This window comes from Stenotrophomonas sp. TWI602 (genome assembly GCF_039674045.1).
GTDB lineage: Bacteria > Pseudomonadota > Gammaproteobacteria > Xanthomonadales > Xanthomonadaceae > Stenotrophomonas.
In genome coordinates, this window is sequence record NZ_JBDJMT010000002.1 from 88,703 (window position 1) to 109,436 (window position 20,734).

At 67.2% G+C, this 20,734-nt stretch carries 21 protein-coding genes; 6 read left to right on the forward strand and 15 right to left on the reverse strand.

Translation table 11 applies throughout. From position 1 onward, the window contains the following. Positions 1 to 16: 16 nt before the first annotated feature. Together ABE483_RS03055 and ABE483_RS03060 are read left to right on the forward strand one after the other, a co-directional pair. Positions 17 to 292, forward strand: coding sequence for a hypothetical protein (locus ABE483_RS03055; RefSeq protein WP_121044234.1), 276 nt, complete (start codon positions 17 to 19; stop codon positions 290 to 292). Continuing rightward, a complete protein-coding gene (locus ABE483_RS03060; RefSeq protein WP_346464207.1) occupies positions 259 to 1,044 on the forward strand; it encodes a M90 family metallopeptidase in 786 nt (261 codons plus the stop codon). Before ABE483_RS03055 ends, ABE483_RS03060 begins: the two co-directional genes overlap by 34 nt. A 94-nt stretch (positions 1,045 to 1,138) precedes the next feature. Here ABE483_RS03060 and ABE483_RS03065 read toward each other — a convergent pair whose 3' ends face one another. From ABE483_RS03065 to dusA, 4 genes are all read right to left on the reverse strand, one after another. Further along, the gene (locus ABE483_RS03065) at positions 1,139 to 2,563 is read right to left on the reverse strand and encodes a sensor histidine kinase (RefSeq protein ID WP_070474511.1); all 1,425 of its coding nucleotides are present in this window, start codon (positions 2,561 to 2,563) and stop codon (positions 1,139 to 1,141) included. A gap of 20 nt (positions 2,564 to 2,583) precedes the next feature. Beyond that, complete coding sequence (locus ABE483_RS03070) at positions 2,584 to 3,267, reverse strand: response regulator transcription factor (protein ID WP_019185514.1); 684 nt, start codon at positions 3,265 to 3,267, stop codon at positions 2,584 to 2,586. 77 nt (positions 3,268 to 3,344) lie between these two features. Then, a complete protein-coding gene (locus ABE483_RS03075; RefSeq protein ID WP_313208862.1) occupies positions 3,345 to 3,713 on the reverse strand; it encodes a hypothetical protein in 369 nt (122 codons plus the stop codon). A 212-nt stretch (positions 3,714 to 3,925) separates the two neighbouring features. Next, entirely contained in the window at positions 3,926 to 4,945 is a 1,020-nt protein-coding gene (gene dusA / locus ABE483_RS03080; RefSeq protein WP_346481091.1) for a tRNA dihydrouridine(20/20a) synthase DusA, read from the reverse strand. 169 nt (positions 4,946 to 5,114) lie between these two features. Between dusA and ABE483_RS03085 the strand changes: the two genes are divergently transcribed. Then, positions 5,115 to 6,071, forward strand: a complete 957-nt coding sequence (locus tag ABE483_RS03085) for a cation transporter (protein WP_346481092.1) — start codon at positions 5,115 to 5,117, stop codon at positions 6,069 to 6,071. Positions 6,072 to 6,092: 21 nt separating this feature from the next. Here the strand turns inward: ABE483_RS03085 and ABE483_RS03090 are convergent, their stop codons facing one another. Further along, on the reverse strand, positions 6,093 to 6,929 hold the full coding sequence (locus ABE483_RS03090) for an AraC family transcriptional regulator (protein ID WP_346481093.1): 837 nt from the start codon (positions 6,927 to 6,929) through the stop codon (positions 6,093 to 6,095). 110 nt (positions 6,930 to 7,039) lie between these two features. Between ABE483_RS03090 and ABE483_RS03095 the strand changes: the two genes are divergently transcribed. Further along, complete coding sequence (locus ABE483_RS03095) at positions 7,040 to 7,465, forward strand: organic hydroperoxide resistance protein (RefSeq protein WP_346464218.1); 426 nt, start codon at positions 7,040 to 7,042, stop codon at positions 7,463 to 7,465. An 86-nt stretch (positions 7,466 to 7,551) separates the two neighbouring features. Further along, positions 7,552 to 8,334 carry a hypothetical protein gene (locus ABE483_RS03100; RefSeq protein WP_346481094.1) on the forward strand — a complete coding sequence of 261 codons (783 nt, stop codon included), beginning with the start codon at positions 7,552 to 7,554 and terminating at the stop codon, positions 8,332 to 8,334. A 192-nt stretch (positions 8,335 to 8,526) separates the two neighbouring features. Here ABE483_RS03100 and mmsB read toward each other — a convergent pair whose 3' ends face one another. The 5 genes from mmsB to ABE483_RS03125 are packed head-to-tail and all read right to left on the reverse strand — an operon-like array spanning position 8,527 to position 14,077. Then, positions 8,527 to 9,417, reverse strand: a complete 891-nt coding sequence (gene mmsB, locus ABE483_RS03105) for a 3-hydroxyisobutyrate dehydrogenase (RefSeq protein WP_346481095.1) — start codon at positions 9,415 to 9,417, stop codon at positions 8,527 to 8,529. Next, positions 9,414 to 10,589 carry an enoyl-CoA hydratase/isomerase family protein gene (locus ABE483_RS03110; protein WP_346481096.1) on the reverse strand — a complete coding sequence of 392 codons (1,176 nt, stop codon included), beginning with the start codon at positions 10,587 to 10,589 and terminating at the stop codon, positions 9,414 to 9,416. Before ABE483_RS03110 ends, mmsB begins: the two co-directional genes overlap by 4 nt. Continuing rightward, positions 10,586 to 11,383 (reverse strand): enoyl-CoA hydratase, encoded by a 798-nt coding sequence (locus tag ABE483_RS03115; protein ID WP_346481097.1) that lies wholly within the window; start codon positions 11,381 to 11,383, stop codon positions 10,586 to 10,588. Before ABE483_RS03115 ends, ABE483_RS03110 begins: the two co-directional genes overlap by 4 nt. Then, positions 11,380 to 12,546, reverse strand: a complete 1,167-nt coding sequence (locus ABE483_RS03120; protein WP_121044261.1) for an acyl-CoA dehydrogenase family protein — start codon at positions 12,544 to 12,546, stop codon at positions 11,380 to 11,382. The genes ABE483_RS03115 and ABE483_RS03120 overlap by 4 nt, the downstream gene beginning before the upstream one ends. A 25-nt stretch (positions 12,547 to 12,571) precedes the next feature. After that, positions 12,572 to 14,077 (reverse strand): CoA-acylating methylmalonate-semialdehyde dehydrogenase, encoded by a 1,506-nt coding sequence (locus ABE483_RS03125; protein WP_313208873.1) that lies wholly within the window; start codon positions 14,075 to 14,077, stop codon positions 12,572 to 12,574. A gap of 84 nt (positions 14,078 to 14,161) precedes the next feature. On the opposite strand from ABE483_RS03125, the gene ABE483_RS03130 reads away from it, so the two are divergent. Then, positions 14,162 to 15,559, forward strand: coding sequence for a short-chain fatty acyl-CoA regulator family protein (locus ABE483_RS03130; protein WP_346481098.1), 1,398 nt, complete (start codon positions 14,162 to 14,164; stop codon positions 15,557 to 15,559). A gap of 154 nt (positions 15,560 to 15,713) precedes the next feature. Here ABE483_RS03130 and ABE483_RS03135 read toward each other — a convergent pair whose 3' ends face one another. The 5 genes from ABE483_RS03135 to ABE483_RS03155 form a co-directional block, all read right to left on the reverse strand. Further along, positions 15,714 to 17,603, reverse strand: coding sequence for a patatin-like phospholipase family protein (locus ABE483_RS03135; protein ID WP_313219895.1), 1,890 nt, complete (start codon positions 17,601 to 17,603; stop codon positions 15,714 to 15,716). Positions 17,604 to 17,747: 144 nt separating this feature from the next. Further along, complete coding sequence (locus ABE483_RS03140) at positions 17,748 to 18,284, reverse strand: lipocalin family protein (protein ID WP_313208876.1); 537 nt, start codon at positions 18,282 to 18,284, stop codon at positions 17,748 to 17,750. A 28-nt stretch (positions 18,285 to 18,312) separates the two neighbouring features. Then, a complete protein-coding gene (locus tag ABE483_RS03145; RefSeq protein ID WP_346481099.1) occupies positions 18,313 to 19,386 on the reverse strand; it encodes a class I SAM-dependent methyltransferase in 1,074 nt (357 codons plus the stop codon). Further along, complete coding sequence (locus ABE483_RS03150; protein ID WP_346481100.1) at positions 19,383 to 20,180, reverse strand: DUF1295 domain-containing protein; 798 nt, start codon at positions 20,178 to 20,180, stop codon at positions 19,383 to 19,385. Before ABE483_RS03150 ends, ABE483_RS03145 begins: the two co-directional genes overlap by 4 nt. Beyond that, a complete protein-coding gene (locus ABE483_RS03155) occupies positions 20,177 to 20,734 on the reverse strand; it encodes a DUF2878 domain-containing protein (protein WP_346466235.1) in 558 nt (185 codons plus the stop codon). The genes ABE483_RS03150 and ABE483_RS03155 overlap by 4 nt, the downstream gene beginning before the upstream one ends.

The window sequence follows — 20,734 nt, forward strand, 5'->3', positions numbered from 1 at the left end:
CCGCTGGATGTTGACGATGCGCCCGTTCGCCCATTGCCTGCTCCTCCTGATGGCCCCGCTGGCCGCGCACGCTTCCGATGCGCTCACCACTGCGGGTCGCGGTGCGTGTGTCTATTCGGCAGGCGAGAACGAGCGCAGTGCACCGGCCTCGGCCTCGGCCGCCGCCGCACCGGCCACGGTCAAACCCAGCGCCAGCAGCGGAACCAGCACCGGCGGTGGTGGCGATGACGACGTGCTGCCGCGCCTGCGCGCACCCAAGTGGCACAGCTTCCTGCCGGGTATGTTCCGCTGATCGAACGACTGTTGGGCTGGCTGCGCCGTACGCCACGCGAGATCGACCCTACCCTCTGGGACACCACCTGCCGCCGCGCCGCCTGGCTGCAGCACTTGGACGCTGCCCGCCGCGAACGCCTGCGTGCCCTCGCCGCCCGCTTCCTGCACGAGAAGACCATCAGCCCGGCCGCCGAACTGCAGCTGGAGGACACCGATGGCGTGTTGCTGGCCGCGCTCTGCTGCCTGCCGCTGCTGGAACTGGGCGAGATCGGCCTGCGTGGCTGGTCGCAGCTGATCGTCTATCCCAACGCATTCCGCGTGCACCGCAGCCAGGTGGATGCGGCCGGCGTGCTGCACGAATGGGACGATGCGTTGATCGGCGAATCGTGGGACAGCGGTCCGCTGATTCTGTCGTGGGCCGACATCCAGGCCGACATCGCCGATCCGGAGGCCGGGTTCTGCGTGGCGGTGCATGAGATGGCGCACAAGATCGATGCGCTGGACGGGGCGATCGACGGCACGCCGCCGTTGCCGCGCGCGTGGCAGAAACAATGGGCGGCGGATTTCCAGCAGGCCTATGACGCGTTCTGCGCCGAGGTGGACCAGGGCCGCGAGACGCTGATCGATCCGTATGCGTCCGAGGCGCCGGAAGAATTCTTCGCGGTGGTGAGCGAGTACCACTTCTCCGCACCGGCTCTGCTCGCGCGCGAGATGCCGGCGGTCGCCGGGCATCTGCAGCGGTTCTATGGTCCGTCACCGCTGATGCGGTGACGCGCGCCACGACCAACGGTCGTGGGCTACCTGTCCCGTGGGAATGCCGGGGTACGGGCCATCGGCAGGTACCGACCGTTGGTCGGTACGGCGCTTACGGCCCGGGCGGCAGCTTCACTTCGAAGCGTGCACCACCCAGTTCCGGAGAACGCTTCACCTGCAGTTCGCCGCGGTAATCCTTGATCAGGTCCTGCACGATCGACAGGCCGATGCCGTGACCCTGCACCCGCTCATCGCCGCGCACGCCACGCTGCAGCACCTTGGCGATGTCTTCCGGTGCGATACCCGGGCCATCGTCATCCACCGACAGCACCAGGCCGGCGCGACGCGCACCGGGTGCCGGCAACGGATGCGCGGTCAGCAACACGCGACGCTTGGCCCACTTGAAGGCGTTCTCCAGCAGGTTGCCGAGCAGTTCCTGCAGATCGCCGGGCTCGCCGTGGAAACGCGCGGCCGGGTCGATATCGAATTCGCACAGCACGCCCTTGGACGCGTACACCTTCTCCAGACCCCGCACGATTTCTTCGGCGTTGGATTCAATCGGCAGCGGGGCGGAGAACAGCTTGTGACCGGAGGATGCCGCGCGCGCCAACTGGTAGGACACCAGGTTGTTCATGCGTCGCAGCTGCACGTCGAATTCCTCGCGCAGATCCTCATCGCGTGCGCCGCTGTCGAGCTGCGTACGCAATACCGCAAGCGGCGTCTTCAGGCTGTGCGCGAGATCGGCCAAGGTGTTGCGCTGGCGTTCGAGGTTCTCGCGCTCGCTCTCGATGAAGGCATTGATGCTGTCGGTCAGCGGTTCCAGCTCGCGCGGATGGCGTTCGCTCATGCGCTCGGTTTCACCGCGCTGGACCTTGGTCAGTTCATTGATCACGCGCCGCATCGGACGCAGGCTCCACTGCAGAATCACCGTCTGCAGCAGCAGCAGGATCAGGCCGATGCCGCCGAGGTAGAACCACACGCGCCCGCGGAATACGCGCAGCTGTGCGCCCAGCGCGCGCGAGTCTTCGAGCACGTAGATCGTGTACGGGAATTCGGTGGCCGGGTCGGCGTCGGCATCCCAGACCAGGCCCATGCCATAGCGGTAGGCCGAGCCCTCGCTGCCATCGATCTGGATCATCGGCAACGGGCCTTCGAAGACCTCCTGGCGCGGGGCCAGCATGCCGCCGCCTACCGTGGGCAGCATCGGGCCCTCGGCGGACATGGAGTTGCCCTTGCCGTCCGGCATCACGACCTGCAGATAGAGGCCGCTGCCCGGGACGTCAAAGCGCGGATCCGGTGGCTGCTCACGGATGTACAGCGAGCGGTCACGGGTGAAGTCGATGCCGGCCGCATACGCGGTGGCGTAGTTCTTCAGACGCTCGCGCAGGTTGGCCTTCGCGGTATCGGCGAAGGCGGCGTCCAGCGCGTAGCCGGCCAGGGCCAGGAAGGCCACCAGGCCCACCGAGGCGGCCAACAGCTGGCGCGCCTGCAGTGAGCGCGGCCGCCAGCGTTTAAAGAACCACAGACGGCCGGACATCATCTATCGCCAGCCGCAGCTCAGCCTTCGTTGCGCGGAATGGCGAAGCGGTAACCGCGGCCACGCACGGTTTCGATCGGCTTGAGTTCGCCGTCGGCATCGAGCTTCTTGCGCAGGCGGCCGATGAAGACCTCCAGCACATTGGAGTCGCGGTCGAAGTCCTGCTGATAGATGTGCTCGGTGAGGTCGGCCTTGGAGACCAGCTCACCGGCATGCATCATCAGGTACTCCAGCACCTTGTACTCGTAGCTGGTGAGATCCACGTTGCTGCCGTTGACGCTGACCGTCTGTGCAGCAAGATCCAGCGCGACCGGGCCGCACTCCAGCGTCGGCTTGCTCCAGCCGGCGGCACGGCGCAGCAGCGCATTGACGCGAGCCAGCAGCTCTTCGACGTGGAACGGCTTGACGAGGTAATCGTCGGCGCCCTGCTTGAGGCCTTCGACCTTGTCCTGCCAGCTCGAACGCGCGGTCAGGATCAGCACCGGGAATTTCTTGCCCTCGTCGCGCAGGGCCTTGATCAGCTCCATGCCCGACATCTTGGGCAGGCCAAGATCGATGATGCCGACGTCGAACGGAACTTCGCGGCCCATGTACAGACCTTCCTCACCGTCCTGCGCAGCATCGACGGCAAAGCCTTCGCGCTTGAGCCGGGCTGCCAGTGTTTCCCGCAGCGGGGCTTCGTCTTCGACCAGAAGGATACGCATGAACTCTCCCTAGTGTCCTGGGTATGGCCCCATGGGGCCAGTGGGTAATGCAGATGACTACGGACAACTATCCCTGTTCAGGGGTTATCGCCGCGTAGTGATGACATATCCGAGCGCGGCGTGCGGGGCTGTGAACGCGATGTCGCCGGATCGTCCATATAGCGGACGCGACCGCGGTCATCCATGTACTTCACCCGGTTGATATCGCGCCCATCGAAGGGCACGCGCTCGGCGCCAAGGATGTGTCCACCGGTAGTACGTTGAACCCGACGCACGGCATCGGACAGCGAGCGCTCCTGCGGACCGCCGCGTTCGGCCGTACGCATCATCTCGGCACGGGCCGCTTCCGGCGGCGGCATCTGCGCCCACGCACTGGTGGAGGCAGCTGCGCCCGTCGCCAGAAGGGCGAAGGCGGCAATGCGGCGGTGGCGGGTCACGGAGAACATCGGTCTGATCCTAGCGGAGCGCGGCTAAACGTTCAAAAGTTGTGAATCGGCAACCGCCAGCCTGGGCCGGCGCTTTACGAATCTTTAGCGAATTCTTGGTTTTAGCCAGTGAATCCGGTCTGAACTTTTCCGCCTGCCTCCCCGCTTTGTTCATCTAAGTGAACATTGGCGGCTAAACCGGGGTCCTTGTCAAGCTGACAAGGTGACGCGGCTCACGCCGCGACGCGCTCGGCCTGGGCACGGGTCACCGCCAGCGCCTGCTCGATCAGGTTCCAGTCGGCCCCGACGCGGTGCGAGCCTTCGCTCAGGATCTGGCGGAAGGCGCGCCCGCCCGGCTGGCCGTGGAACAGGCCCAGCAGGTGGCGGGTGATGTGCTTGAGCGCCAGCCCACGGGCCAGCTGGGCCTCGATGTAGGGCTGCATGGCGCGCAGCAGCGCCTCGCGTGACTGCAACGGTGCACCGGTCTGGGCGGACTCCAGCTGATGCAGCACGTAGGGGTCGTGGTAGGCCGCACGGCCCAGCATCACCCCATCCAGCGCCGGCAACTGGGCCTGCGCGGCCTCGACCGTAGCCAGGCCGCCGTTGAGGACGATCTGCAACTGAGGGCGGTCGGCCTTGAGCCGGTGCGCCCAGTCGTAGCGCAGCGGCGGCACTTCGCGGTTTTCCTTCGGCGAAAGGCCCTTCAGCCACGCATTGCGGGCATGCACCACGAACATCGCGCTGCCGGCGTTGGCCGATTGATCGACGAAGTTCAGGAAGGTTTCGTAGTCGTTGTCGTCATCCACGCCCAAGCGGCACTTGACCGTGACGGGGATGTCCACCGCGGCGACCATCGCGCCCACGCACTCGGCCACCAAGGCCGGCTCGCGCATCAGGCAGGCACCGAAGCGCCCGGCCTGGACCCGATCGGAGGGGCAGCCGCAGTTGAGGTTGACCTCGTCGTAGCCCCACTCCTGCGCGATGCGCGCGGCTTGGGCCAGCAGGGCCGGATCGCTGCCACCGAGCTGCAGCGCGAGCGGATGCTCGCTGCCGTCGAAGCCCAGCAGACGCTCACGGTCGCCGTGGATCACCGCGTTGGCGTGCACCATCTCGGTGTACAGCCGTGCGCCCGGTGCCAGCAACCGGTGGAAGTACCGGCAATGGCGGTCCGTCCAGTCCATCATCGGGGCGACGGACAGGCGCAGGGAGGCGGCGTAACGCGCGTTGGCGTCGGTGGCGGGCTGGGTGGTCATCGGCTGCAGGTGCATCTGGAATCACTGGCATTGCCAGCGCAATCAATAGTTTACCCGCTTCCAATGAACGCTGCCCGAGAGGCGCTGTGGGCATCAACGCGCCCAACCAGTACACGCCTGCAACGACGGCAGTAGACAATGCAGCCCTGCACGTCCCTCCCAGGCGCCCATGCCCGCGTTCCGTTTACCCAGCTTCGACCCCACCACAGAACAAGGCGTCCTGCGCCTGTCGATCGCCGCCTCCTTTGCGATGGCCGCCGCAGCGGTGGCCTTTGGCCTGCTCGCCAACTCCTCGCTGATCATCTTCGACGGCATCTACGGCCTGATCGACGTGGTGATGACCTGGCTGTCGCTGCTGGTGGTGCGCCTGATCAGCCTGTCGACCCACGTCGATACCCTGCAGTCGCGCTTGAACCAGCGCTTCACCATGGGCTTCTGGCATCTGGAACCGATCGTGCTCGGGGTCAGCGGGACGTTGATGATCGGCGCGGCGCTGTACGCGGCGGTCAACGCGGTGGACGCACTGATGTCCGGCGGGCGCGAGATCGCGCTCGGGCCGGCGATCCTGTTTGCGGTGATCTCGATCGTGGCCGAAACCGGGCTGGCACTGTTCGTACGGCGGGCGAACCGGTCGATCGGCTCGGACTTCATCGCACTCGATGCCAAGAACTGGGTGGTCGCGGCGAGCATGTCGGCGGCGTATCTGGTCGCCTTCGTCGGCGGCTACGTGCTGGGTGGCACGCAGTGGGCGTGGCTGGTGCCGTACATCGATCCGGCGATCCTGCTGGTGGTCTGCCTGTTCGTGGTGGTGGCGCCGATGGGCACGGTGCGCCAGGCGTTGTCGGACATCCTGCTGATCACCCCGCTGGATCTGCAGACCCACGTGGACGAGGTGGCGCGCGACATCGTGGCCAGGCACGGTTTCCTGGAATACCGCAGCTACGTGGCCAAGGTCGGGCGCGGTGAGCAGATCGAGCTGTTCTTCGTGGTGCGCGCCGATGATCCACCGCGGGCGCTGATCGAATGGGATCGCCTGCGCGATGAGATCGGCGAAGCGCTGGGTGAGGAGTCGCCGGACCGCTGGCTGACGATCATGTTCACGACGGATCGGGAGTGGGCGATCTGAGCGACGTCGGCGTGCATCGCGTTATCGTTCGGTGGCCACACTGCCCTGTTTCCACTGCCGCGGCGACTGCCCTGTCTGCGCCTTGAACGCGCGCGACAACGCTGCTTCGCTGCCGTAGCCCACGTCGATGGCGATGCGCTTGAGCGGATGGCCGCGGCGCAGCGCCTGCTGCACCAGGCGGGTGCGCCAGCCCTGCAGGTAATGACCGGGCGTACTGCCGATGGTGTCGCGGAAGCTGTCGGCGAAGGCGCTGCGTGACATGCCGGCGCGCTGCGCAAGCGACTCCAGCGTCCACTCGTCGGCGGGCGCTTCATGCATCGCCACCAGCGCGTGACGCAGGCGCGGATGGGCCATGCCGGCGAGCAGGCCGACGCGGATCTGACCGCTTTCCATCAGCGCGCGCAGGATCTGGATGAGCACGACTTCAAACAGACGATCCAGCAGCGCCTGGCGGCCGCAGCGCTGCGCGAAGGCTTCTTCGAACAGCAGTGACAGCACCGGCTGGCCGCCGTACAAGCCCTCCAGCGGCAGGCACACGATCGGCGGCAGCGCAGCGGCGACCGGGTTGTTGGCGCCCCCTTCGAACTGCAGGTTGGCGCACGCGAAATCCGCGCCCCGCGTGGCATCGGTGACGAAGCGGTGCGCGAGCGGGCGCGGGTACAGCAGCACGCTGGGCGTGGTGATCTGCAGCGTGCTGCCATCCGGGTGCTCGACGCGTACATGGCCCTCGCGGATCAGATGCAGTTGACCACGCTCGCCATCGCCGGGCAGATCGTTGATGCCGCACAGCGCGCCCGCGTGGAAGACCTCGGCAGACACCGCGAAACGGTCCAGCAGGGATTGCAGTCGGTCGACCATGGCGGACTCCAGATCAAGTTTTCTGGACGAAATGTTGCCACAAGTACGATGCGGGCGCGCACAGTACACCTGCCATCTGGCCCACCCTTTTCACTCCGCAGGAGATTCCCATGTCCATTGCCAACGTTCTGTATACCGCCCAGGCCACTGCCAACGGCGGCCGCGACGGCCGCGCCGTCTCTTCCGACAACGTGCTGGACATCCAGCTCTCCACCCCGCGCGAGCTGGGCGGTGCGGGCGGCCCGGGCACCAACCCGGAGCAGCTGTTCGCCGCGGGCTACTCGGCCTGCTTCCTGGGCGCGCTGAAGTACGTGGCCGGCCAGGCCAAGGTCGCTCTGCCGGCCGAGACTGCGATCACCGGCAAGGTCGGCATCGGCCAGATCCCGACCGGCTTCGGCATCGAAGTGGCGCTGGAAATCTCGGTCCCGGGCCTGCCGCGCGAGCAGGTCGAAGCGCTGGTGCAGAAGGCGCACATCGTGTGCCCGTACTCGAATGCGACCCGCGGCAACATCGACGTGACGCTGACGGTGGTCTGATCCCCCCGCATGACCTGCCGTGGCGACGGGCACACATCCCCGTCGCCACCGTAGACTGGCCAGACGATCCTCACTGGCAAACGGACATGCACAGGATTCTGGTCGCGCTGTTGCTCAGCGGTTTTCTGGGGGGCTGCGCTACCGCTCCCATCGCGCCACCCGAGGCGATCGCCTCGAACGGGATGAACGCGCTGTCTCTCTTCGGCGGCGCCGGGTTCGTGCACGTGGTGACCGATCTGTATCTGCCCGGCACGGCTGCACCCGGGCTGCCAGAGACCTACGCCTGCCCTGACGCGGCAACCCGCATCCGGATCGCGGCCTATCCGCCGGCGACCCTGCCGGCTACCGATGCCTGCGCCCTGATCGATGCCGCTGCACGCCACGCCCAGCAGTGGTATCCCGAGCGACGCGCGGCCTATACGGCACTGCTCGTGCCCCACGGAACGCGCCTGAACCTGCGCACCCGATCGCTGCGCTTCCGCGTGCCGCATCTGACCTTGGCCATGCGGGTGTACGAAGCGCGCGCGCGGACCGAGGCCAATCTCGTGGACCTGGTCGCGCATGAAACCTTCCACGCCCTGGGCTTCGCCGCCGGTGATCGCGGTGCAGTTGACGAGCGCACTGCCTACTACGCCGGTCTGTGCACGCAGCTGGCGGTCCTGGGCAGGATCCCGGAGGCTGCGCTGCCGGGTGCCCCGCTCGCCAGCGACAATACAGACGTGGTCGAGTCAGCCGATGCGGCGTATCGCGTGCGGCGCGAAATCTACGGGTGGTTGCAGGACGGGGAGATCCGTGCCGGCACACCCGGTGGCGAGCATATGCAGGCACGCTGCCGGGACTTGCCGGGCGCGCCGGCGACGGCCGAGTGACCCGAAAAAAAAATGGGCGGCTGCCTGACGCAAACGTCTGGCAACCGCCCATCCCACCGCGGTGGATCCCGTGGGCGTACCCATGGGATGCATCTTGTTCCGTTGCAACGACCAACGGTCGTTGCCTACCGGTGAAGCCGGATGTCGCCGGTTTCGATAGTGAAGTTGCCGGCCAGCGGCCGGCACTACCCGCTACTTGTCGTGCGTGATCAGTTGCACCACGCTGGAGAAATCCAGCTTGCCGCGACCGGCCTGGTGATTCATCGAATACAGGTTGCGGGCCAGCTCGCCCAGCGGGATCGAGGCACCGACACTCATCGCTGCTTCCACCGCCAGGCCCATGTCCTTGAGCATCAAATCGCTGCCGAAACCGCCGCTGTAGCCGCGCGAGGCCGGGGCGTTTTCCAGCACGCCCGGCCACGGGTTGCATACTTCGGTGGCCCAGCTGCGGCCGGTGCTGACCGCCATCATCTGCGAGAGCACCTTCGGGTCCAGCCCGTGTGCCACGCCCAGGGCGATGGACTCACCGGTCACCGCCATGATCACGCCCAGCGCCATGTTGTTGCACAGCTTGGCGACCTGGCCGGCACCGCTGGCACCGACGTGGAAGATGTTCTTGCCCATCGCCTGCAGCAGCGGGCGCGCACGCTCCAGCGCCTCGGCTTCGCCGCCGACGATGAAGGTCAGCGTGCCGGCCTGGGCACCTGCGGTACCGCCGGACACCGGGGCATCCAGCATCTGCAGGCCACGCGCGGCGGCCGCTTCGGCGACCTTGCGGGCGGTGGCCGGGGCGATCGTGCTGCAGTCGATGACCAGCGCGCCACCGGGGATATCGCCCAGCAGGCCATCATCACCGAGGTAAACGCCTTCCACGTGGCGGCTCGCGGGAAGCATCGAGATGACGATCTCGGCGTCGATCAGCGTATCCAGTGCCGAGCTGGCGGCGGTGGCGCCGGCATCGACGGCGGCCTGCACGGCGGCGGGCACCAGATCGAACACGCGCACGGCGTGACCGGCCTTGGCCAGGTTGGCGGCCATCGGGCCACCCATGTTGCCCAACCCGATGAATGCAATACGGCTCATGCGTGGCTCCTTTCAGGGACGGTGGCACCGAGGTCGGCCAGCGGATGCGCGGCATCGGACCACGGCGAAACGAAGAAGGTGCGGGCCCACTCGGCCGTGGCGTCCGCCAGCGTGCGCGGCTGCCACTGCGGGGTGCGGTCCTTGTCGATCAGCAGCGCGCGGATGCCTTCGGCGAAATCCCCGTGGGCAGCCGCATGCAGTGCTGCGATGTACTCGATGCGGTAGACCTCGGCCAGCGTTGCGCCGTCGGCGAGGCGCTGCAGCTCGAACGCCAGACGCGCCGAGCCGGGTGCACCGGCGGCCAGCGTGGCCTGCGCGGTCTTCAACCAGGCGTCCTCGGTCTCCAGGGCAAGAATCGTCTCGACGATCGCACCAACGTCGTCACCGGCGCACAGCGCATCCACGGCGGCGGCATTGCGCAGCAGCGGGCCGGTGGCCGCATCGCTGGCGTGCTGCTGCAGCAGCGCGGTCAACTGTTCGTGATTGCGCTTGGCATCGCGGCTCCAGTGCACGTCCGCCAGCGCGTTGAACACGGTCTCGCGCTGTGCCTCGGCGATGTGGATATCGGCCAGGCCGGCATAGATCGCATCGCCGGCGTTGAGCGGCGCACCGGTCAGGGCCAGGAACAGGCCGCCCTTGCCCGGTACGCGCGGCAGCAGCCAGCTGCCGCCCACGTCCGGGAACAGGCCGACGGTGATCTCCGGGAACGCCAGCTTGGAGCGCTCGCTGACCACGCGGTGGCTGGCGCCGGACATCAGGCCGATGCCGCCGCCCATGACGATGCCATGGCCCCAGCACAGGATCGGCTTGGGATAGGTGTGGATCGCGTAGTCGACGCGGTACTCGACGTCGAAGAATTCAGCGGCGTAGGCGTTGTCGCGGATGTCGGTCTTTCCGCTCTCGCGGTAGTCGACCATGCTGCGGTACAGGCTGTGCAGGTCGCCGCCGGCGCAGAACGCTTTTTCGCCCGCGCCCTGCAGCACGACCAGCGCGATGCCATCATCGAGCGCCCAGGCCTCCAGCCGCTCGCGCAGCAGGTGCGCCATCGGCAGCGAGAACCCGTTGAGGGTGCGGGCGGCGTTGAGCGTGGCGATGCCGATGCGCGTGCCATTACCGGCGGTGCGCTCTTCGAACAGCACCGGTGCCTCGTCGCTGGCGGCCGGCGTGCTCATGCGTTCTTCCACTCTGCAGCGCGCTTTTCCAGGAAGGCGTTCACGCCTTCGGCCTGGTCGGCACTGTCGAACAGATCGACGAAGGCCTCGCGCTCGGCCACCAGCGCCGAGGCGTGGGTACCGGTGCGGGTGGCCTGCACCAGCGTCTTGCACGCGGCGATGCTGGTCGGGCTCTGCTTGCCCGCCTTGTGCGCCCACGCCAGCGCCAGTGCCTTGGCTTCGCCCTTGGCGACCTTTTCTTCGACCAGGCCGATACGCAGTGCGGTATCCGCATCGATGCGCTCGCCAAGCAGGATCATGCGCTTGGCCCAGCCTTCGCCGACCAGGCGCGGCAGGTTCTGGGTGCCGCCGGCGCACGGCAGCAGGCCGACGGTGGCCTCCGGCAGCGCCACCTGGGCGTGTTCTTCGATGATGCGCAGGTCGCAGGCCAGCGCGCATTCCAGGCCGCCCCCCATCGCGTAGCCGTTGATCGCCGCGATGGACACGCCACGGAAGCCGGACAGCGCTTCAAAGGCTTCGCCGAAGCGACGTGCAGCTTCGCGTGCGGCGGCCTTGTCGCCGGAGGCGAACTGCTTCAGGTCGGCACCGGCGGAGAAGAACTTCTCGCCATCGCCGGTGATCACCAGCGCGTAGACATCGCGGTCTGCATTGAGCGCGCCGACCAGATCGCGCAGCGCGGACAGGCTGTGCACGGTCCAGGTATGCGCCGGCGGATTGTTGAGGGTGATGACCGCGACGTGGCCATCGGCCTCGACCTTCAGGCCGACATGATCATGCTGGCGCCACTCCATCATCGCAGTTCCTCTTCAGTGTTGAGCAGGTGGCGGGCCACGATCACACGCATGATCTCGTTGGTGCCCTCCAGGATCTGGTGCACGCGCGAATCGCGCAGCAACCGTTCAATCGGGTATTCGCGGATATAGCCGTAGCCGCCGTGGATCTGCAGCGCGTCGTTGCAGATGTTGAAGCCGGCGTCGGTGGCGAAGCGCTTGGCCATCGCGCACCACACGTTGGCATCGCTGGCACCGGCGTCGAGCTTGCGCGCCGCGGTGTGCACCATCTGCCGGGCGGCGACCAGCTGGGTGGCCATGTCGGCCAGCTTGAACTGCAGCGCCTGGAATTCCGACAGCGCCTTGCCGAACTGGCGGCGCTCGCCCATGTAGCGGCGGGCGGCATCCAGTGCGCCCTGGGCAGCGCCCAGCGAACAGGCGGCGATGTTGATGCGACCGCCGTCCAGGCCCTTCATGGCCAGCTTGAAACCACTGCCTTCCTCGCCGAGCAGATGGCTGACCGGCACGCGCACGTTCTCGAACGTGATGCCACGGGTCGGCTGGCTGTTCCAGCCCATCTTCTCTTCTTTGCGGCCGTAGCTGATGCCCGGCAGGTCGGCCGGCACCGCGATCGCGCTGATGCCGCCCGCGCCTGGACCGCCCGTACGCGCCATCACCACCAGCAGTTCGGTGGCACCGGCGCCGGAGATGAAGGCCTTGGAGCCATTGAGTACGTAATCGTCGCCGTCACGCACCGCGCTGGTTTTCAGCGAGGCCGCGTCCGAGCCGGCACCCGGCTCGGTCAGGCAGTACGAGGCCAGCTTGGTGCCGGAGGAGAGGTCTGCGCCCCACGCGGCACGCAGGCTCTGCTGGCCCCACTTGGCCACCATCCACGACGCCATGTTGTGGATGCTGACATAGGCCGCCGTGGACGGATCCACATTGGCGAGCTCCTCGATGACGACGGCGGCGTCCAGACGGCTCAAGCCGCTGCCACCGACCTCGGGATCCATGTACAAACCACAGAACCCGAGTTCCCCTGCCTTGGCGATCGCCTCGCGCGGAAAGATGCCCTCCGCATCCCATCGCGCGGCGTGCGGCGCCAGTTCGGCCTGGGCGAAGTCACGCGCTGCCTCTCTATAGGCCTGCTGCGCTTCGTCGAGTTCCGTCGTCATCGAGTGGCTCATGGTCGAACTCCGTTGTTGCTGTTGCTTACTTCAGGCTGATGGTGGTGTTGACGCCATGACCCAGCGTCTCGTCATCGAACCAGCGCGAGGTGATGGTCTTGGTCTGGGTGTAGAACATCACCACCTGCTTGCCGTACGGGCCCAGGTCGCCGAGCTTGGAGGCACGCGAGCCGGTGAACGAGAACAGCGGCACCGGCACCGGGATCGGCACGTTGATGCCGACCTGGCCGACGTCGATGTCTTCCTGGAACTTGCGGGCGGCCGCGCCGGACTGGGTGAACAGCGCGGTGCCGTTGCCGTTGGGGTTGGCGTTGATCAGTGCGATGGCATCTTCCAGGGTGTCCGCTTCCAGGATCACCAGCACCGGCCCGAAGATTTCCTCGTCGTACACGCGCATCCCCGGCGTCACGCCGGCGAAGATGGTCGGACCAACGAAGTTGCCCTTCTCGAAGCCATCGACCTGCGGGTTGCGGCCATCGAGCACCAGCTTGGCGCCCTGCTCCACGCCCGAGGCGATCAGGCCTTCGACACGCTCACGCGCGGCGCAGGAGATCACCGGACCGACATCGGTACCGGCGACACTGCCGCCGCTGACCTTCAGCGTCTTGGCCTTGGCCACCAGGTCCGGCACCCACTCGCGTGCTTCGCCGACCAGCACCAGGGTGGAGGCGGCCATGCAGCGCTGGCCGGCCGCACCGAAGGCGGCACCGACCATCGCGTTGAGGCTCTGTTCCTTGTTCGCATCCGGCAGCACCACGGCGTGGTTCTTGGCGCCCATCATGCACTGCACGCGCTTGCCGGCCAGCGAGGCGCGGTTGTACACGTGGGTGCCGACGCGGGTGGAACCGACGAACGAAACGGCCTTGATATCCGGGTGGTCGCAGATCGCGTTGACCACCTCTTCGCCGCCGTGCACGACGTTCAGCACGCCCTTGGGGATACCCGCTTCCAGCGCCAGTTCGACCAGGCGCATGGTGACCATCGGGTCCTGCTCGGACGGCTTGAGGATGAAGGTGTTGCCGGTGGCGATGGCCATCGGGAACATCCACAGCGGAATCATCGCCGGGAAGTTGAACGGGGTGATGCCCGCGCAGACGCCGAGCGGCTGCAGCAGGGTGTAGGTGTCCACGCCGTTGGCCACGTTGTTGGCCAGCTCACCGAGCTGCAGGTTGCCGATCGCGGCAGCGTGCTCGACCACTTCCAGGCCACGGAACACATCGCCCTCGGCATCCGGCACGGTCTTGCCCTGCTCGGCGCTGAGGATGTGGGCCAGCTCGCTCATGTTCTCGCGGATCAGCTGCTGGTACTTCAGGAAGATGCGCGCGCGGGTGCCGATCGGGGTCTTGCGCCAGGTCTTGAACGCTTCCTTGGCCGAGGCGACGGCGGCGTCGACTTCGCTGGGGGTGGCGAACGGGACCTGGGCCAGGACGTCCTGGGTGGCCGGATTGACCACGTTCTGCCAATGCGAGCTGGTCGATTCGATGAACTGGCCATCGATCAACATGCGGATACGGGGCGCTGCAACAGTCATGGACAATCCCGGCGGGTCGAAAGTTGTTGGCATTATTCACAGTGCCACCCTCGATTTCCGGCCTGTATGCGCTTAATCTGGCCAATGCCCGCTACGATTCTTGTGAATTCTGTGAATAGCCAGCCCGTCCAACGCCAGATCGGCCTGCGCCTGCTCAAGCTGCGCGAGCAGCGCGGCTACAGCCAGCTTGCCCTGGCCAGGGCGCTGGGGCTGTCGGCCAGCTACCTGAACCAGATCGAGCGCAACAAGCGGCCGCTGACCCCGGCGGTGCAGGGCAAGCTGCGTGCCGTACTGGGCGACGTCAGCGAGCTGTTCGAGGTCGATGACCCCGGCGCGCTGCAGGAATCGCTGGGCGAGACCCTGCGCGACCTGGGCCTGGCCGATGTCAGCAGCACCGAACTGCGCGCGATGGCGGGCAACCTGCCGCAGATCAGCCGTGCCCTGCTCGACCTGCACCGCCGCCACCTGATGCTGCGCGAGCATGCCGCCGCGCTGGAGTTCCAGCTGGGTGATGTGCACGCCGGGCAGGCGTTGCCCGCGGGCGATCAGGTCCGCGATTTCTTCAACCGCATGCACAACCACATCCCCGAGCTGGATGACCTGGCCGAGCAGCTGTTCGGCGAATGGGGGCTGGTAGCCGGGCACGTGGCGCCGCGCCTGCGCCAGCTGCTGGCCGACCGCCATGGCGTGCTGGTGGAAGTGGGGCCGCTGCAGGCCGGGCGCGAGAAGCGCGTCTACGACGGCGGCAGCCGCACCTTGTGGCTGCCCGACTATCTGGAGCCGGGCCAGCAGGCATTCCAGATGGCCGCCGAGCTGGCGTTGCTGGGCTATGCGGCGCAGATCGATGCGGTGATCGCCCGCGCGGGCTTCGGCGAAGCGGAGCAGATCGCGCAGGCGCGGATCGGCATGTCCAACTACTTCGCCGGTGCGCTGGTGATGCCGTATGCGCAGTTCCTGCGCGCCGCCGAGCACAGCGCATACGACATCGATGCGCTCGCCCATCGCTTCGGCGTGGGCTTCGAGGCGGTCTGCCATCGCTTGAGCACGCTGGCGCGACGCAGCGCGCCCGGCCTGCCGTTCTTCTTCATCCGTGTGGACCGCGCCGGCAATGTCTCCAAACGGCATTCGGCCACCGATTTCCACTTCTCACAGGTGGGCGGCTCGTGCCCGCTGTGGATCGTGTACGAAGCCTTCAACCAACCGGGGCGCGTACTGACCCAGACCGCGCGCATGCCTGACGGACGCCGCCACTTCTGGCTGGCGCGGCAGGTCAGCAGTGGGCCTATCGGGCACGGGCAACCGCGCAAGACCTTCGCGGTGGCGCTGGGCTGCGACCTGCAGCATGCCGAACGGCTGATCTACACACGTGGGCTGGATATCCAGAGCCCGGGCAACTCGGTCTCGATCGGCCCGGGCTGCCGGGTGTGCCCGCGCGAGGATTGCATGCAGCGCGCGTTCCCGCAGCTGCCGGGACGCGGGTAGCGTCGACCGTTGGTCGACTTGCGTCCGATGCCGCGAGTGTTGGCACCGTTGCGAAGAGCTGCCGACCAACGGTCGGCTCTACCGGTCATGTGACGTTTAACGGGAAGCCGACCAACGGCGGGCAGGTCGGATCGGGATGCGGTCCATCGCCGACTCAGTAGATTGGCGTGACCTTCATCTGCGGCAGCGGGCGCGGTGCGCCGTCGGTGAGGTCCGGCCCGAGGTCTTCCCAGGTCTGGCCCTGCTCGACCATGTGCCGCCACAGCTGCTGCGATTCGCGCCGTTTGTCTTCCGAACTCAATCGGTAGGACGGCGGCACCGGCATGCCGGTGGCCACACTTTGATACGCCGCTTCGTATGCCGCCACGCGTTGTGCAGGGTCATCGGTGCGTGCCACATCCAGCGTGTAGCGCTGGTAGGCCGAGGCCAGATTGCGCCAGCGGATCCAGTAGTGGTTGGCAAAGGAGAAATCGCAGAAGCGCTCCCCGGCGATGCTGCCCTTGTCGGCGATGCGGCTGAGCACGGCCTGCGGCATGTCCAGGTTCATGCCGCCCTCGTCGCCCTCCAGCGCGACATGCACGATGCGGTCGCGGTAGCCCGGCGCGCGGGCCTGCAGCACATCACGCCAGTTCTGCATGGTCGATACGATCGAAAACAGGAAACCGGACATCTCCGCCGCGGCCATCGGCTGCGCGATGGCGTGGTAGGTGCGTTGCCAGCCATGGCGGTTCTCGGTGGGCAGGAACACGGCCTGCTCCGCGCGCGCATGCGCGTCGCCCTCAGCCACCACGCTCACGGCGTCGGCAGGCTGCGCGTAGACCAGATTGATGCCGAAGGTCGGCCAGCGCGGCAACGCGGCGTCGAACAGGTGGATCGGGAAGTTGCTGCTGATGCCGCCATCGGAGAACCAGCACACACGGAACGCGGTGATCACCGGGCCGCAGTTCTGGCCACCGCTGGTGAGCCCTTCCATGCTGTCGGCGACGTTGGTGTTGTCGCGCCGGGGTTCGGCATCGGCCACCGGCTCACAGCGGCGTTCGCGACGGGCCGGCTCATGCAGCGGTACCGCGCTGATCAGCAGCGGGAAGCTCAGGCTCATTCGCGTGGCGACCAGCACCGGCAGATCCTCGCCATCAACCAGGCGGTAGTAGTCGCGCCCATCGACCTGTTGCGGAGGGCCCGCCCGTGCCATCAGCCACTCGACCACGCTGGCCGGAAACAGCTGCGCGAATTCCTCGCGCAGGAACCAGAAGTGCGCCGCGTTGAACGGCAACGTGCGCGGCTCACTGTGCGACACGCAGGTGGTGATCATCTGCAGCGTGATCGCATGCGCGCCGCTGGGCTCGCCGGGATAGCGTGGCGCCGTGTGCAGATCGCCGAAGGTCAATGGCTGGTCATGCGGCTTGCCGGCCAAGGCCTGCAGCTGGGTGTGCAGCCAATCCGTCAACGCCGGCGCGGAGGCGTTTGGCTGGGTGCTGCCATTGCACAGGCCGAGCAGGTTGCGGCGGGCGACGCGGGCAACGCGCAGCGCCGAGGCCAGTACACCGGCCCCGTAGGCGCACAGCAGCGAGGGCAGCAACGTTGCCCAGATGCCGTCGATGCCCCCTGCCAGATAACCGATCCCGAGCAGGCCGGCCAGTGAGACCAGCAGCTCCACCGGCGCGATGGCGAATACCGCGGCGAGCAGACAGGCGACCTTGCGCAGCAGGCCCGCCTTGCCGGTGAGCATCACCAGCAGGCGATACGCGGTACGCGCGCCATACGCCGGTTGGAACAGGCTGTGGATGAAGCCCTGCCGGGACAGCTGCGCGGACACGTCGGCCAGCCCCGGAAAGCCCACCGCCGCCGCTAGCGGCTCCCCGGCCTGGCGACGCCGATCGCCCAGCGCGGCCGCGGCGGCCACGGCGGCCGCAATGGCGCCGGCCGAGGTACCGCCGATGCTCTTGAAGCGGTACTCACGGGCCAGCGACAGCACCGCGTTGGGATACACGATGCCGCTGGTGATGCCGCCCTTCATGACCAGATCGCAGTACTTGTCCGCCACGTTGCCGTCCTCTGTCCGCCCGTGCGTGGCCGATCCACGCACCCTCCCCAGCGGTACCCACCACGAGGCAGGCAACCGGAAGATCGATGCCGACAGTATCGCCTGCGCGCTTCTCAGGGCCTGAGAAGCGCGGCACGGAACCGCTTATTCAGCGTTGCCGGACTGCGGCACGCGCCGCACCTGGGACAGGTCGTAACCGAGCGCGGCGATGCGGGTCATGGCCGCTTGATAGTCGGCATCGGAGATGGTCGGGGTGCGCGCCATCAGCCACATGTAGTCGCGCTTGCTGCGACCCACGATGGTCTGCTTGTACTCCGGATCCAGGTCCACGATCACGTACTCGGCCTGGATCGGCCAGATGAACTGCATGCCCCAGATCGCGCCGCCGGTGCCTTCCTTGACCGTCCCGACCGGGTGCATGGTCTTGATCGGTGCCTGGAAGCTGCCCTTGCGATAACGGAAGGTGGTCTGGATGCGGCCGTCCGGACGCAGTGCGTAGGACTCCACGGCATCGAACGCCTCACGCTCGGGTCGGCTGGGGATATGCGCGATCACGTACCAGTCGCCCATGAAGCGCGGCACGTCCACATGCGCCACGGGCGGGATCGGACGGGTGTTGCCGCTGCAGCCGCCGAGCATCATGCCGACAACCAGCAGGGGAACGAGAGCACGGATGGACATGACAGCTTCCTCCAGGAACGTGGGGTGATCACGGACGGTTGAACAGGTAGTGGGCCACCTGCCACTGCTGGCCCTGCTGGTAGCCGAACAGCTCTGCGCAGGCCATCCAGAACATGCGCCAGCGCTGGTGCCACAACGCGGCCGAGGCATCGCCGTAGGTCTGGCGCAGCACAGCCATCACCGCCTCTTTCTCGCGGTCCTGGTTGGCCAGCCAGTGGTTGGCGGTGCGCTCGTAGTGGGTGCCATCCAGCAGCCAGCGCTGCTGCAGCTGCAGATGCTGCTGGAAGAACAGCAGGGTGTCGGCGGCAGGCATCAGGCCACCGGTGAAGAAGTGGCGCCCCATCCAGTTGTCGTCGCCCTCGGTTTCGAACGGGTACATCAGCGTGCGGTGCACGAAGATGTGCACGAACAGCTTGCCTTCCGGCCGCAGCCACGCGTGGATGCGCTGCAGCAGCTGCGGGTAGTTGCGCATGTGCTCGAACATCTCGATCGAGACGCAGCGGTCGAAGGTCTCGGCATCGAGCGTCAGGTGATTCACGTCACGGGTCAGCACGGTGACGTTGATCAGGCCACGTGCACGACACTGCCCCAGGATGTACTCGCGCTGGCTGTTGGAGTTGGAGACGGCGGTGATCTGCGCGTTCGGATAGCGCTCGGCCATCCACAGCGTCAGCGAACCCCAGCCGCAGCCCAGCTCAAGAATATGCTGCCCATCGGCCAGCTGCGCGCGCTCACCGTACAGCGCGAGCATCGCCTCTTCGGCCTCGTCCAGGGTTTCAGTGCCCGTGGCGTAGTAGCAGCTGCTGTACTTCAGGCGCTTGCCGAGGCAGCGGTGGAAGAATTCGGCCGGCACTTCATAGTGCTGGCGATTGGCCGCATCCACGTGCAGCGCCACCGCGCTGCTGGCCAGCCCGGCGATGCGCGCCGCAAAGCGCTGCGACTGCACCTGCTGACCGCCGGCCAGCTCTTCGCGCAGGCGCTGCTCGCACTGGCGGCGGATGCCCAGCCGCAACAGCGCATCGGGCAGCACCCCGCGTTCGGCCAGGCCGGTCAGGCCCGGTGCGTAGTCCGGCAGCGGAAGACGGTCACTGGCGACATTCATGGTGAAGATTCCTTGCGGGCAGACGACGAACGGGAGGGGAACCACGGAAACAGCATCGGCGTGGTGCGTTGGTACTCGCGGTAATCCTCACCGCGCGAGCGCAGCGCCTGCGCCTCGGTGAAGGGAATGCCGCTGACCCAGCGCAGGAACACGTACATCACCAGCGGGCCGGACCACGCCAGCCACCACAACGGCGACTGCACGGCCAGCAGCACGTAGGTGAACCAGTGCAGCCATTCGAAGAAATAGTTGGGATGCCGCGAGTAGCGCCACAGCCCATCGCGGCAGGTCTTGCCCTTGTTGGCCGGATCGGCACGGAAGCGCGCCAGCTGACGGTCGGCCAGCGATTCGCCGCCCACGCTCAGCAGCCACATCGCCACGGCCGCGATCACCCAACCCCAGCCATGTGCTTCCGGATTCACCGACACCGCCACGAAGGGCAGCGCGAACAGCACGATCAGCACTGCCTGGAACTGGAAGAAACCGAAGATCTTTCCCTGATGGCCGTTCCAATGCTTGCGCAGATGCTGGTAGCGACCGTCCTCGGGCTCGCTGCGCACGCGGTGCCACAGGTGCAGCGCCAGACGTGACCCCCACAGGCCGCCCAGCACCGCCAACGCGATCCGCGGCATCGCCGCGCCATCGCCGAGCAGTGCCAGCAACAGGGCAGACGCACCCACACCCTTGGCCCACAGCACATCGACCACGCCGATGTTCTGGTGCCGGCGCTGCCACCACCAGCCCCAGGTCATGATCACGGCGGCGTACAGCCACACCACCCACAGCATCTTCATCGTGTGTCTCCTGGAGCAAGGGTGGCGAGCGGTACCGCGCGGGTCTGCCAATGACGGGCGCACGCCGCAAGCACCGGCAGTGCGATCGCCCAGCCGAGGCCGAGCAGCAGCACACCGCGCCACTGCGGTGTGGCGAACACCACCGACGACCAGCCGCGCGCGGCGGACAGATACGCCAGCGGCGCCAACAGCAGACCGACCAGCGCCGCAAGGCGCAGATGCCGCTGCAGCGTCGCGAACGACACCGTGAGCGTCATTGCGAAGGCAGCCCACAGCGCGAGGATCCAGACCGGGGCCAGCCACGCCGGATCATTGCCGGCCGCGTACGTCACCCAACCGGAGGCGCCGGCCAGCCCGTCTACGACCAACCCGCAGGCGATCGCCACCAGCATCAATCTGATCTCCACTGACGGCTGCGCGGACCAGGCCAACTGAGTGCCCACGTAAGCCGCCGCTGCCAACAGCGCGGGCCAGCGCAGCCCGTGACCGGCCCCGATCACGGCGCAGAGCCAGACCAGCTGGTTGCCGATCACGTTGGCCCAGAAGCGTGGCAC